This is a genomic window from Pedobacter sp. V48 (assembly GCF_000523515.1).
In the GTDB taxonomy this organism is placed as follows: Bacteria; Bacteroidota; Bacteroidia; order Sphingobacteriales; family Sphingobacteriaceae; genus Pedobacter.
Window position 1 is genome coordinate 595,618 of sequence record NZ_AWRU01000006.1, and the last position, 14,071, is coordinate 609,688.

The window sequence follows — 14,071 nt, forward strand, 5'->3', positions numbered from 1 at the left end:
AAAAAGATAAAACATGCAAACACATTTTGAAAGCCGATACGCTCTAAGTCCAAATGAAACAAAGCAAATGGCTACCGCGGATCTGCGTAAAAATTTTTTAATCCCCGAGATATTCGAGGCGGACCATATACATCTTACTTTGTCTCATTACGACCGCTATATAGCCGGAGGAATAATGCCCGTAAATGAAATTATACAACTTTCAAATCCTGATAGTTTAAAAGCCGAATACTTTTTAGAAAGAAGAGAACTTGGCATTATTAACGTAGGTGGCAATGGTACCGTTGTAGCCGACGGAGTTAATTATGATCTGGGTTTTAAAGAAGCGCTTTATATTGGTAAGGAGACTAAAAATGTAACATTTGCATCCGCCGATAAAAAGAAGCCTGCAAAATTTTATGTTAATTCTGCACCTGCTCATCATAAATATCCAAGTAAAAAGGTTTCAAAAGCCGAGGCGGAAATTGTTGAGCTTGGGAGTCCTGAAACGGCAAATCACCGGATTATAAATAAACTATTGGTAAATAGTGTTTTGCCTACTTGTCAACTACAAATGGGCATGACTGAGCTAAAGAGTGGAAGCGTTTGGAACACCATGCCGGCACATACTCATGACCGTAGGATGGAGGTTTATTTCTACTTTGAAGTTCTACAAGGCCAAAGTGTTTGTCATTTTATGGGCGAACCACAGGAAACCAGGCACATCTGGATGCAAAATGAGCAGGCTGTGATTTCGCCTAACTGGTCTATACATTCAGGAGCGGGTACAAGCAACTATACGTTTATCTGGGGTATGGCAGGTGAGAATCTTGACTATGGAGATATGGATCATTGTGCAATTAATGAGCTTAAATAATAAAGAGATTATGAAAAAAGTATTAGCTTTCTTATTGCTACTGCCCGGAGCATCGTTCTTTGTGCAGGCACAAACAAATGTGGTGAAAACAATTATTATAGTGAATAATTCATCTGATATAGAACGGGTAGGTGAGGTATTGTCCATTAACTGGGCTACCATTATCACAAAATATCCGGGTATCGATACTGCGAATTTCAAAGTATTAGATGCGGCTACCAAAAAAGAAATTCCTTTTCAGTTGGAGCACAAAGGAGAAGTGGCTATACAGAATTTACTGGTACAAATTAACGTTAAGGCAAAAGGGAATGCTAAACTCCTTATAGTAGCAGGCAAACCTGCTGCTGCAACTAGAAAGACCTACGGTCGCTATGTCCCTGAACGCTATGATGACTTTGCATGGGAGAACGATAAAGTCGCCAACCGTATGTACGGTAAAGCATTAGAGACCAGAAAGGACAATGCTTTTGGAATAGATATTTGGGTTAAAAGATCAAGTAAGCTGGTAATTAATGACTGGTACAAAACTGGTGATTACCATACAGATCATGGTGATGGAATGGATTATTATAGTGTAGGATTAACTTTAGGCGCAGGCGATATAGCTCCGTACGTTAATGACTCAGTTTACTATTCTAAAAATTATCATAACTGGAAAGTATTGGATAATGGCCCATTGCGTACCTCATTCCAGTTAGGTTATGATGAGTGGGATGTGGCAGGCAAACTGGTAAAAGTAGTGAAAACAATATCTCTGGATGCTGGCTCTCACTTTAACCGTATACAAGCGAATTACTCTTATTCAGACGGAGCAGATCTTCCTGCAGTAATAGGGATAGTTAAAAGAGCCGAGCCGGGGGTTATCCTAATGGATGAAAAACAGGGCATAATGGGTTATTGGGAGCCAGAGCATGGTGCAGATGGAATTACAGGGGTAGCAACGATTATCCCTGGTGGAAAGGTGAAAATGAACACTGATAAGGTTCATTTGCTAACCCATACCTTAGTTAAAGGCAAAGAGCCGGTTGTTTACTATAATGGGTCTGCATGGAGTAAGGGGAATGAAATTACAACAGCAAATGAATGGTTTAAACATCTGGATACTTTTAGTCAGAAATTAAACCAACCATTAGTTGTAAAAGTGCAATAAGAAATATATAAAATGGCGATACTTGATTTATTTAATTTAAAAGGAAAAACGGCTTTAGTAACAGGCTGTAAAAGAGGCATAGGTAAGGCTATGGCAGAGGCCCTTGCAGAAGCAGGAGCAGATATTATTGGCGTATCCGCCAATTTAGAGCTATCTGGAAGTGATATAGAAAAATCTATAAACTTACTTGGTAGGAAATTTTATGCATATCAATGCGATTTTAGCAGCCGTAATTCACTTAAACTATTTATTGATCAGGTAAAAAGAGATCATCCGATAATAGATATTCTTGTAAATAATGCAGGAACAATTTTAAGAAAGCCTATATCTGAACATCCTGATGAGTACTGGGATGAAGTGATCGCTGTAAATCAATCAGCTCCTTTTATCCTTACCAGGGAAATTGGAAAAGAAATGGTTTTGCGTGGACATGGAAAGGTAATTTTTACAGCTTCTCTGCTAACGTTTCAAGGTGGCATTACCGTACCTGGTTATGCAGCCAGTAAAGGGGCAATTGGCCAGTTAACAAAAGCTTTTGCTAATGAATGGGCAGCTAAAGGGGTAAATGTAAATGCAATAGCACCGGGATATATTTCAACTGATAATACAACTGCACTGAGAGCCGACGAGAACCGTAGTCGCTCTATTATGGAACGCATTCCTGCAGGGCGATGGGGTGAACCGGAAGATTTTAAAGGTCCGATAGTTTTTCTGGCTACAGAGGCTTCTTCTTATATGCACGGCACCGTGATGACAGTAGATGGCGGATGGATGGGCAGATAATGGTATAAAATAATTGAGTAAATGAATTTAAGAAAATTAATACTGGTTTGTAGTTTGCTGATTGCTTATCAAATCACAAATGCTCAGGAAATATGTCCGATTATTCCTCAACCAGTAAAGTTTGCTAAAACCGATGGCTCTTTTGTGCTCACTCAGCATAGTCCTATAGTCGCAGAATCTAAGCTTTTAATACCAGTCGCTCATTATCTTCAGCAGGAATTATTGAAAGAGCAGGGACTACCTTTAAGTGTTTACAAAGCATCGAAAGAATCTGGTGTAAAATTACTGCTTACGTCGAAAAAAAGCTCAGACCTATACACTCTGGAAATCAGTTCAAAAGGAGTTGAAATATCTGCAAGCGATGCTGAAGGGGCTTTCTATGGCGTTGTGTCGTTGCTGCAGATTGCCAGACAATCGAAAAATTTAAAAGGTTCACTTTCATTAGAAGGATGCAAGATACAGGATAGTCCTTTATACGAATGGCGAGGTTTGATGCTTGATGAATCAAGACATTTCTTTGGTGTAGCAAAAGTTAAATCTATTCTGGATTGGATGGCTTTCTATAAATTGAATCGTTTCCACTGGCACCTTACCGACGAGCCTGCATGGCGTATTGAAATTAAAAGATATCCGGGACTCGCCTTGATTGGTGGTATTGGTGATTTTTTGAATGGAACTTTACCCTCACAGTATTACACGCAAGAACAGGTGAAAGAGATAGTAGCTTATGCAGCACAGAGATTTATCACTGTTATTCCGGAGATAGATATGCCAGGACATGCTTCTGCAGCGAATAGGGCATATCCTGAATTTAGCGGGGGTGGATCTGAGGGACATCCTGAATTCACGTTCAATCCTGGTAAAGAAGTTACTTATCAATACCTTTCAAATATCCTGCGCGAAACCAATGCATTATTTCCTTCAGGGATGATTCACCTTGGCGGCGATGAGGTAAGCTATGGCAATCAGCAATGGTCTACAAATGCGGATATTAAAACGCTAATGCAAAGTAAAGGACTGGCAAATGTTAAAGAAGTAGAAAAATACTTCATGAAACGTATGGCAGATTCGGTATACAGTATGAATGCGAAATTACTTGTGTGGGATGAGATGGCGGAAGTTGATCTTCCTAAAGACAAGACAATTATCTTCTGGTGGAGACATGATAAACCTGATATGCTAAATCTATCTCTTAAAAAGGGTTATGAAACCGTGTTGTGCCCGAGATTGCCGTTTTATTTTGACTTTGTTCAAGATAGTACCCATAATTACGGTCGCAAATGGAGCAATAAATTATACAATGCATTAGAAAGCGTTTACTCCTTTTCCCAGGATAATTACTTAGACGGTTCAGTAAGTAAAAAACAGATCTTGGGTATACAAGCTGATCTATGGACGGAGACGATTCAAAGCGATCAACGATTAGATTACCTGTTGTTTCCGCGAATAACTGCACTTGCAGAAGCTGCATGGAGTAAAAACGCAAAGGATTTCCAAGCATTTATGCAGCGTTTAAAAAAGCATATGCCGCTGTTTCAGCAAGCATCAATTTATTATTATGATCCATTTAATCCTGCAAAGAATCCTGAACCCGTTAGAATAGGGGCTGGGGTTAAGCGCTTTGATACTGGATTGTAAGTGGTTCCGACCTTAAACACTTGCTCAATATTATTTTCTGACGCTATTTAATTTAATTGTAAACTTTTAGGGCCTAAGCCCAATATTTGCAAAACTGTTGCGTAGTATCAATAATAATCGTATTTTTGCCCGGCAAATAGTAACTCATAAATTATTTGCTATGCAACTCGATCCCAATAAATTTATCGCCGAAGGTCTAACATACGATGACGTATTATTAGTACCAGCTTACTCTGAAGTTCTGCCACGTGACGTGGATACAGGGAGTTTCCTTACAAAAAAAATACGTATTAATGTTCCTGTAGTTTCTGCTGCAATGGATACTGTAACTGAATCTGGATTGGCTATTGCCATTGCCCAGGCTGGTGGTATCGGTATGCTTCACAAAAACATGAGCATCGAGCGTCAGGCAGAGGAGGTAAGAAAAGTAAAACGCTCAGAAAGCGGAATGATCCAGGATCCAGTTACTTTAAGTAAAGATGCTAAAGTTGCCGATGCTTTCCAGATCATGAAAGAATTTAAAATAGGTGGAATTCCTGTTATAGATTCAGAGGGTAAATTGGTTGGTATAATTACAAATAGAGATTTGCGCTTTCAAAAAGATATGCAACGTAAAGTTTCTGAAGTGATGACCAGCGAAAATCTGATCACTGCCGCAGAAGGTACCACCCTTTTACAGGCAGAGGAAATTTTACAGGATTATAAAATTGAAAAACTTCCTGTAATTGATAAAGAAGGCAAACTAGCGGGGTTAATCACTTTTAAGGACATTCAAAAATATAAAAACTATCCTAAAGCTTGTAAAGACGAACGCGGCAGGTTGCGTGTAGGTGCTGCAGTAGGTGTAGCTGCTGATAACATTGATCGTGTTGCTGCATTGGTCCAAGCAGGAGTTGACGTAGTTACAGTTGATACTGCYMWCRGNCAMTNTAMAGGYRTYMYYGWKMYRRTTAAKGCCWKKRMRSMTWMSWWMMCCGACTTACAGGTTATTGCAGGTAATATCGCTACAGCAGAAGCTGCAAGAGCTTTGGCAGCTGCCGGAGCTGATGCAGTAAAAGTTGGTATTGGTCCAGGTTCTATCTGTACTACCAGAATCATTGCTGGTGTTGGTGTACCACAGTTATATGCAGTTTTTGAATGTGCCCAGGCATTAATTGGCACAGGGATTCCTGTAATTGCTGATGGCGGTATCAAACAAACAGGAGATATTGTGAAAGCTATCGCAGCCGGAGCTAGCTCTATTATGGCAGGATCTTTATTCGCTGGGGTAGAGGAGTCGCCAGGTGAAACCATCATTTACGAAGGACGTAAGTTTAAATCTTACCGTGGTATGGGCTCTGTTGAAGCAATGCAACAGGGATCAAAAGACCGTTATTTTCAGGATGAGGAAGATGTAGTTACCAAATTGGTACCGGAAGGTATTGTTGGTCGCGTACCTTATAAAGGAACGTTGGCCGAGGTGATTTATCAATATGTAGGTGGCTTAAGAGCAGGTATGCACTACTGTGGTGCTGCAACTATTGAAGATTTACAGAAAGCCAAATTTGTACGCATTACAGCCGCGGGAATGAGAGAGAGTCATCCTCATGATATTTCAATCACTAAAGAAGCTCCAAATTATTCGCGTTAATAATTTGATTAAATAACACAAAAAAGGGCCCGAATCAACACTGATTCAGGCCCTTTTTTGTGTTAAAACAGACTTAACTTTGACTATAGTCTAACAGAGTCCGAACCGAGTCTGACATGTGATAGGAGTTTATAAAAACTCATCAGGTCCCAATTCCCAGGTCCAGGGTTTTTTGAAGCTCGAAAAAGTACGCAACGTTTTAAATGTTAAATTCTGTTCAATGATCTCGTTTCCTGAATCCTTATTATTGATTTTACCAATAGTAATAATGCGTTTCTTGTTTACAAAATCATACTTTTTACTATTCATGTCACCAGATCCGCTATGATAAGAGTAATTGCTTGCCTTGGTAAGCTGCCAATCTTTATCCTGATATTTAAAGCTGTAATTAAGTTTCCATCTCCAATTTGCGCCCCCTTCAAAAGCGAGGTTGAGTACATTATCTGCGATAACCAATGGTCGTAATGGGTCACCCATCGAGCCACCTTCTTCCGATCTTAAAATAAAATTGTTGTTTTGGGTTACTAGTTTGTAATTTCTGCCCGATTTAAAATAGACTGCCAGCATTCTGGGTCTTTGGATTTCGGTGATAAGTTCTGTTGTATTATCTCCATATGCCCTGTTTTCTTTAACAGCAGCATAAAACTCATATATCAAGGCCAGATCTTCAACTTTATCATTGTTTAAATCTCCATAAACAGAATCTATAACCTTCCATTGAGCTGGAATGAGCGATTTTATGGTTTTTCCTTGAGGGATAAGCACCGGATACTTAAAAGATTGAGCATACGTAGCAGCGCAGCAAAATAATAAAAGCGTAATAAGTCCTATTCTCATATTTCTATACAACGATTAAATACAATGATTTATTCTAAATATAGGTTTAATAAAAGTACAAAAGCCGGAATCCTCCGGCTTTTGTATGTATTAGCTATATATGTATCGTGATTTATTGAACCACTTTACCGTCTTTGTCGATCTTAAGAGATCCTGTTTCTTCTCCTTTTTTAACATTGATCAAGTAATACTCAGATTTGTCTGCGTTAACAACAAGAAATGCTGCAGTTGGAGTCCATTCTTTTGCTGGTTCAGCTTGTAACGTTTTTTGAACCGGCTCAGGCAGGTCTTTTAATTCTACTGGAGTTTTTGTAGTACTATCTTGTCTTACAGCAACTTCTACTGAGTTTTTAATGTCGCTTGCTTTTACTGTTGTTAATCCTGCTACTGCTAAAAATGCTGCTGATAAAATGATCTTTTTCATAATACTTATTTTAAATTTCAATTAATATTCTTGTTAATTATGTTTAGACTATGCTACATAATAGTGCCTAAGTATATGTTTTTTGGCACCGGTCTGATTTTCAGTGGTTTATTTTATTGGCGGTTTCGGAAAGCTGTGGAGTTCCTCTACAGATTGTTGAGCAAGGAAGCAGGTAAGTTTAAATATTTCTATCTTTGTATAAAAAAAGACCATGTCAATTACATCAGACGAAGAACTTTCAGGAATGCAGCAGATCAGTAATGCGGTAGCAGAAACCCTTAAACAAATGAGGGAACATGCTGCTCCAGGTATGACCGCTAAAGAATTGGACGATTTTGGAGGAGCAATTTTAAGTAGCTTAGGCGCAAAATCGGCACCTAAGCTGACTTATGACTTCCCTGGATGGACGTGCATAAGCGTGAATAATGAGATTGCTCATGGCATTCCTACAGAAAATAAAGTTTTTAAAGAAGGCGACATTATTAATATTGATGTATCTGCTGAGTTAAATGGTTTTTGGGCTGATAATGGTGGTTCATTTATTTTAGGCGAAGATATAAATGAGCTTCAGCCGCTTGTAGATGCTTCAAAACAAATATTGCGCAAAGCCATAAATCAGATAAAAGGGGGAGTAAAGATTGCAGATATCGGTAGATTGATTGAAACAGAAGCTCGTAAATCTGGATATAAGGTGATTAAAAACCTCGCCGGACATGGGGTAGGCAGAAGTTTACACGAAGAACCGCATGAGATCTTGAACTGCTATGATAGATTTAATACTACGCGCTTCAGAAAGAATTCTATTGTAGCTATTGAAACATTTATTGCCACTGCTTCAACTTATGCTGACCAGGAAAAGGATGGATGGACATTGGTTGGTAATAAAGGTGGCTATGTAGCGCAACATGAACATACCATAATGGTTACAGATGGTAAGCCGGTTATCCTTACTGCCGTAAATAACATCTGGGAATAATTAACATTCAGCGCACACCAAAGCGGTGGCGCTGTATGAAGTAATTAGCTGGTGGTTCCTGCATCAATTGTAATTATTGAACCTGTGGTATAGCCACTGTTAGGGTTTGCTAAATAAGCTACCACATCGGCGATATGCTCTGGTTTGCCATATTTTTGTATTGCCATTAGGCTTCGCTGAAAGTCTGCATGTTCTGAGGTCTCAGGGTTCATATCTGTATTTATAGGGCCCGGTTGTACCAGATTAACCGTAATTTCTCTGTGCCCCAAGTCGCGTGACAGGCCTTTTGTAAGTCCGCTTAGCGCAGATTTGCTCATTGCATATAATGTGCCYWRARYGGSAGGTACTTTATCAGCCATATTACTTCCTATGGTTATGATCCTGCCCGCATTTTCCATCTTTTTCGCAGCAATTAGACAGGCCTCCACTACAGCTTTTACGTTTACTGCCATAGTGATATCATAATCAGCGAGGGTATGTTCTTCAAATGGTTTCCCAATGTAAACACCGGCGCTGTTAACCAGTATATCCAGTTTTCCAAAAGTTGCTATAGCCTTTTGTATTGCGGCAGTAATTTCTCCTTCAATAGCGTTATCTGCTTTAATTGCCAGAACTTTTAAACCTATTTCCGTTAGCTCATTAACTAATGCGTCTGCCTTTTCTTTCCCATTTACATAAGTGAAAGCCACAGTTGCACCTTCTTTTGCAAGTCTTTTTACAATCGCAGCTCCTATACCACGACTTCCGCCGGTTACTACTGCTACTTTGTTTTTCAAATGTTCCATATCCGTTTTCTGTAATAAATTTTAATATTAATACTTATTACAAAGGTATATTTGTACTTTTACAATTGTATGTACTGATAAAATTGTATAGTACTAACATAAATGTAAGTAATGAGAAAAGAAAGCTCTACAAATCTTGAAAATGAGGTGCAGATAAATGCTAGTTGTGGTATGGCCTATACTTTAGATTTAATTGGCGGCCGGTGGAAGCCCACTATATTGTGGCGTCTGTTAAATTATGGAAGCTTAAGGTATAGCAAACTTCGTAAATCAATGCCTAATGTTTCTGAGCGGATATTGATTTTACAGCTTAGGGAACTGGAAAACGATGGTTTGGTAAATAGAATGATCTACCCTGAGGTTCCGCCCAGGGTAGAGTATAAGCTTACAGAATTAGGATTGAGGCTTGAGCCGGTTCTCCGGTTATTGTCCGACTGGGGTGATGCTAACCGTCCTACAGGGGATTAGCACCTACACCTTCGAAAGTGATTTTAATAGGTTTGATCAATCCGTTTTCATCAAATTCCATTTTGTCTATGCAGGTAACCCTATGATTACCATTGGTTTCACCTAATGGACGACGGTGGTATATAATGTAGTAATCGCCAGTTTTTGGATTCTTGATTATTGAATGATGACCCGCACCTGTAGCGATAGATGGATCTTGTTTTAAGATTTTATCTATACGTTTAAACGGACCAAGAGGTGAATCTGCTATGGCGTAAGCTACTGAATAATCTGGACCGGTCCATCCGCCTTCCGACCACATGAAATAGTATTTTCCATCTTTGATAAACATAAAAGGCCCCTCAACATATCCCTTAGGGGTTACCTCTTTATAAGTTGTTCCATCAGGGAATGGCACAATGCTTTTAAAGTCATCACTTAATTTTACAACGTTGCAGTGAGACCAACCCCCATAAAATAGATAGTATTGTCCGTCTTTATCTTTAAAAACATATTGATCAATTGGCTGCGCACCATTATGAAATTTATCGATCAGGGGTTTGCCGATAAGATCTTTAAATGGGCCGTTCGGTTTATCTGAAACGGCAACGCCTATACCACCTAATTCATTATCATTTTGAATGTCATTAGCCCCAAAAAAGAGATAATATTTATTTCCTTTTTTAGTTATTGATGGTGCCCATACAGCTTTTTTTGCCCATTTAACATTGCTGGTATCAAGAATGTGCGGATGTTTTTTCCAGGTAACAAGATCTTTGGAACTATAGGCGTCCATAAATGTCTGTTCTTCATATTTAGCAGAAAAGGTTGGGTAAACCCAGTATTCTTTACCGAATATAGCTCCTTCAGGATCGGCATACCAGCCTGGAAATATTGGATTTCCAGAAGTCTCTTTTGATTTTTTTTGTGCGGATAAGGAAAGTGCTATGAACGAAAGGCAAAGCAAAAGTTGATACTTCTTCATTTTTTAATGCGTTTGGATAGTATAATTTGTTTAAACTTAATTAAAGCCTAAGGTATCGTTTTATATCTTTTTTCACTAATACTCTATTAAATCCATAGATTTTATTTGTTTTTAACAAAAATGCAATTACATTTGCCTTGAATTGATAAGAAACAAAACCAAACAATGAAAAGAATTTTACACTTAAAAAAAGAAATTGCGCTCTGCAGTCTAAATCGATTGAGATTTTCTTCTCACTGTTGTTGCTGTTCCATGCAATAGCATTTCAAGCTATAAAGAAATAATAAAGACAGGATTAGCATCCTGCCTTTATCAAAGCATTCAGTACGCAACGCCAATCACTTACTGAAATGCCAACTCGTTTCAACCAATAGAATTTTATTAATTAAAACTTTTTAAAGTTATGCAAAATTTTAAAAAGGGTAAGCATTTGTATAGCGCTTATTCCTTGTTAAAAAAAACACTGCTATTGAAGAGCAGTATCGCGGTAATGATCTTATTGCCACTTATTTCCTTTTCCCAAACTCAACCACTTATTAATTCTACTCTTAAAGGCCAAATTATTGACGCCGTAACAAAGCTTGGAATTCCTGGGGTAAGTATCCACATTACCGGTACTACACACGTTGTACAAACAGATAAAAATGGGAAATTCGATTTTGTTACCGGTCAGAAATTTCCTTATACTTTAGAGATTACTTATGTAGGTTACGAAAAAAAACAGGTTGTAGCCAATGGAAGTCCAATTCTGGTTGAATTAAAAGAGAGTGCAAGTCAGCTAAATGATGTAGTTGTTGTGGGGTACGGTGCCCAAACACGTAAAAGTGTTGTGGGTTCTATTGTTAAGGTAAATGCTGCCGAAACCAAGCAGATTCCTGTAGCCAGTTTTGATGCCCAGTTACAAGGCAGGGCAGCAGGTGTGCAGGTAGGAACTTACTCTGGTTCCCCTGGTGAAGGTGTAAAAGTACAGGTACGGGGAACTGCTTCTATTAACGCTAGTAACGAGCCACTATATGTTATTGATGGTGTATTTGTGAACAACAACTCTTTGTCAACCCTTGATCTTGGAGGTAAAAAAACATCGCCTCTGGCAGATATAAATCCCGCGGATATTGAGAGTATTGAAGTGCTGAAAGATGCAAGTGCTATTGCAATTTATGGTTCTCGTGGAGCCAACGGAGTTATTTTGGTAACCACTAAAAGGGGAGAGTACCTTTTAGGCAAAACAAAATATAATTTAGAGATATCACATGGCTGGCAAAAGGCTGATCCTGATAGATTATGGGAACTCACTACTGGTCCCGAGCATGCCATGCTGGTTAATGAACAATGGATAAACTCGGGTAAAGACAAACCTAGCCTAAATCAAACCTACGAGAATCGCCCATTCAGACCAGTAACAGATGTTATTAATGGTGTTCCCGGAAGAGGTAATCCAGAAGATCAGCAAACTTATGATCGATTAAGCAGAGTCTTCAGAACTGCACAGGTTAAGAATTATGACCTTAGCATCCAAGGTGGAAGTGAGAAGATCCGTTATAATATAGGTGCCGGTTATACCGATCAGGAAGGAATATTAAAACCAGCTGATTTCCAGCGGGGAAGTTTTAAATTGAATCTTGATAGTAAACTGAATGATAAAGTAACCCTTAGTTCAAGTAATGGCGTTTATAGAACATTCAGACAGCAAGTTCGAGGTGGCGCTGGTCAGCAGGCCGGACATTTACTTGCTGCGCTGCATCATCCGACTTATTTGCCTTTATACAACGCAGATGGAACGCCAGCAAGGGGTTCGATTTACGAAAATATTGATAATCTTGTAAATACTGATATTACCGATATCTCGACCACAAGTATTCGGTATATAGGTAATCAGTTCATAGAAGTTAATATTTTACCAGGTCTTAAGTTTAAATCTTCGATCGGTTTAGATTATGATAACTATAATGAACGTGAGTTCTTTAACGATCAAACAATTATTGGTGGCAGCCCTAATCCATTGGGCTATAGAAAAGAGGTGTTTAGTACCAGCACGATTATTCAGAATGAACAAACCCTATCCTATGTAAGAGCACTTAATTCAAGGCAAAATATTACTGTTTTGATTGGAAATAGTATTCAGAGTACCGATGTTAAGGTCGCTCAGGAAGTTGGACAAGGTTTCCCAAATAATTTCTTTCAGCAAATCTCTGCCGCTTCTGTGAGGACAGCTGATCAGAGAAGATCGAAGTCTACACTTGCTTCATTTTTTGGTAGGCTGAACTACAGTCTTGATAATAAATATTTTCTTGAAGGTGTAATCAGAGCTGATGGTTCATCTAAATTTGGTGCCAATAACCGCTGGGGATTCTTTCCTGGTATAGGCGCTTCATGGAGGATCAAACAGGAGGCCTTTCTACAAAATTCTGAAACCATATCTGAATTCAAACTTAGGCTAAGTGCCGGTTCCGCAGGAAATCAAAATGGCATTAACGACTATGCCGCATTGGGTTTATGGTCTGGCTCAGCGGCGTATCCTGATAACCTAACAAGCGGACCTAAACCTGGTGTAGCACCTGCTCAATTAAAAAACCCTGACTTGAAATGGGAGAAAACCACGACCTACAACGCAGGAATAGACCTGGGTTTATTTAAGGATAGGCTGTTCCTGAATTTTGATGCTTACTACAAGTACACCACAGATGCTTTGCTTTATTTGCCTGTGCCACAATCAACAGGGTATTCAAGCACATTGGCTAATGCTGGTGAAGTAAGTAATAAGGGAATTGAGCTGGCAATAACCGGAACAATTATAAAATCTAAGGACTTTGAATGGTCAGCAAATTTTAACATTTCAAGAAATGTAAACCGAGCTGAAAAACTGGTTAGCCCTATCACCTTTGAAGCCAGAGAGTATAGAAGAACACAGGAAGGGGCTGCGCTGGGAAGTTTCTGGTTATACAAACAGCTATATGTTGATCCTACAACCGGAGATGCTATATTTCAACACGCCGATGGAACTACAGGAACTACTGTGACTACGGCAGATCGTCAGCTAATGGGTAATCTCATCCCTGATTTCTTTGGAGGTTTTTCTAATAATATCAGCTATAAAGGATTTGATCTGAACGTATTGTTTACTTACCAATATGGCAATAAAGTATTCAATTTTAACAAGTACATTTTGGAAGGTGGGGGTACAAGAGATGCCTCCAGATCCATTTTAAAGAGCCAACTGAACAGGTGGCAAAAAGAAGGAGACATTACCAATACACCTCGAGTTACCAGTGTGGGTAATAATTATAACATCGAACAGAACAGCAGGTATCTGGAAGATGGATCCTTCATCAGACTTAAAGCGGCTTCTTTAGGTTATACTTTACCTGCATCAGTAACCTCAAAAGCAAGGTTGGGCAAAGTAAGGCTGTATGTTTTGGGAACGAATCTCTGGCTTAAAACAAAATATTCAGGTGCCGATCCGGAAAGTTCGGGTAGTGCGGGTCAGAATCTCGACGGTTTGGATACAGCTACACCACCGCAACCAAGAGGAATTCAGTTTGGCGCTAACATCTCATTTTAAT

Annotated in this window: 11 protein-coding genes and 1 pseudogene; 8 read left to right on the plus strand and 4 right to left on the minus strand. The window is 39.0% G+C overall.

The window, feature by feature from the left end:
- The first annotated feature begins 13 nt into the window (after window positions 1–13).
- The 5 genes and pseudogenes from kduI (at window position 14) to guaB (ending at window position 6,057) form a co-directional block, all read left to right on the plus strand.
- On the plus strand, window positions 14–856 hold the full coding sequence (kduI, locus tag N824_RS07785; RefSeq protein ID WP_048904539.1) for a 5-dehydro-4-deoxy-D-glucuronate isomerase: 843 nt from the start codon (window positions 14–16) through the stop codon (window positions 854–856).
- 10 nt (window positions 857–866) lie between these two features.
- On the plus strand, window positions 867–2,006 hold the full coding sequence (locus N824_RS07790) for a DUF4861 family protein (RefSeq protein WP_048904738.1): 1,140 nt from the start codon (window positions 867–869) through the stop codon (window positions 2,004–2,006).
- Between the two features lie 12 nt (window positions 2,007–2,018).
- Window positions 2,019–2,789: an SDR family oxidoreductase gene (locus N824_RS07795; protein WP_048904540.1), complete on the plus strand. Its 771-nt coding sequence runs from the start codon at window positions 2,019–2,021 to the stop codon at window positions 2,787–2,789.
- A gap of 21 nt (window positions 2,790–2,810) precedes the next feature.
- Complete coding sequence (locus N824_RS07800) at window positions 2,811–4,427, plus strand: beta-N-acetylhexosaminidase (RefSeq protein ID WP_048904541.1); 1,617 nt, start codon at window positions 2,811–2,813, stop codon at window positions 4,425–4,427.
- Window positions 4,428–4,587: 160 nt separating this feature from the next.
- Window positions 4,588–6,057 (plus strand): annotated as a pseudogene (gene guaB, locus N824_RS07805) (IMP dehydrogenase).
- A gap of 129 nt (window positions 6,058–6,186) precedes the next feature.
- Here the strand turns inward: guaB and N824_RS07810 are convergent.
- On the minus strand, window positions 6,187–6,894 hold the full coding sequence (locus N824_RS07810; RefSeq protein ID WP_048904543.1) for a hypothetical protein: 708 nt from the start codon (window positions 6,892–6,894) through the stop codon (window positions 6,187–6,189).
- Between the two features lie 112 nt (window positions 6,895–7,006).
- A complete protein-coding gene (locus N824_RS07815) occupies window positions 7,007–7,318 on the minus strand; it encodes a hypothetical protein (protein ID WP_048904544.1) in 312 nt (103 codons plus the stop codon).
- A gap of 211 nt (window positions 7,319–7,529) precedes the next feature.
- Between N824_RS07815 and map the strand changes: the two genes are divergently transcribed.
- On the plus strand, window positions 7,530–8,294 hold the full coding sequence (gene map / locus N824_RS07820) for a type I methionyl aminopeptidase (protein WP_048904545.1): 765 nt from the start codon (window positions 7,530–7,532) through the stop codon (window positions 8,292–8,294).
- 44 nt (window positions 8,295–8,338) lie between these two features.
- Here the strand turns inward: map and N824_RS07825 are convergent, their stop codons facing one another.
- Window positions 8,339–9,079 (minus strand): SDR family NAD(P)-dependent oxidoreductase, encoded by a 741-nt coding sequence (locus tag N824_RS07825; protein ID WP_048904546.1) that lies wholly within the window; start codon window positions 9,077–9,079, stop codon window positions 8,339–8,341.
- 111 nt (window positions 9,080–9,190) lie between these two features.
- On the opposite strand from N824_RS07825, the gene N824_RS07830 reads away from it, so the two are divergent.
- Window positions 9,191–9,547, plus strand: a complete 357-nt coding sequence (locus N824_RS07830; RefSeq protein ID WP_048904547.1) for a helix-turn-helix domain-containing protein — start codon at window positions 9,191–9,193, stop codon at window positions 9,545–9,547.
- Here the strand turns inward: N824_RS07830 and N824_RS07835 are convergent.
- A complete protein-coding gene (locus tag N824_RS07835) occupies window positions 9,534–10,511 on the minus strand; it encodes a glycoside hydrolase family 43 protein (protein ID WP_048904548.1) in 978 nt (325 codons plus the stop codon). The two genes, N824_RS07830 and N824_RS07835, sit on opposite strands and share 14 nt — an antisense overlap.
- 403 nt (window positions 10,512–10,914) lie before the next feature.
- Between N824_RS07835 and N824_RS07840 the strand changes: the two genes are divergently transcribed.
- Window positions 10,915–14,070, plus strand: coding sequence for a TonB-dependent receptor (locus tag N824_RS07840; RefSeq protein ID WP_048904549.1), 3,156 nt, complete (start codon window positions 10,915–10,917; stop codon window positions 14,068–14,070).
- The last annotated feature ends 1 nt before the right edge of the window (window position 14,071 follow it).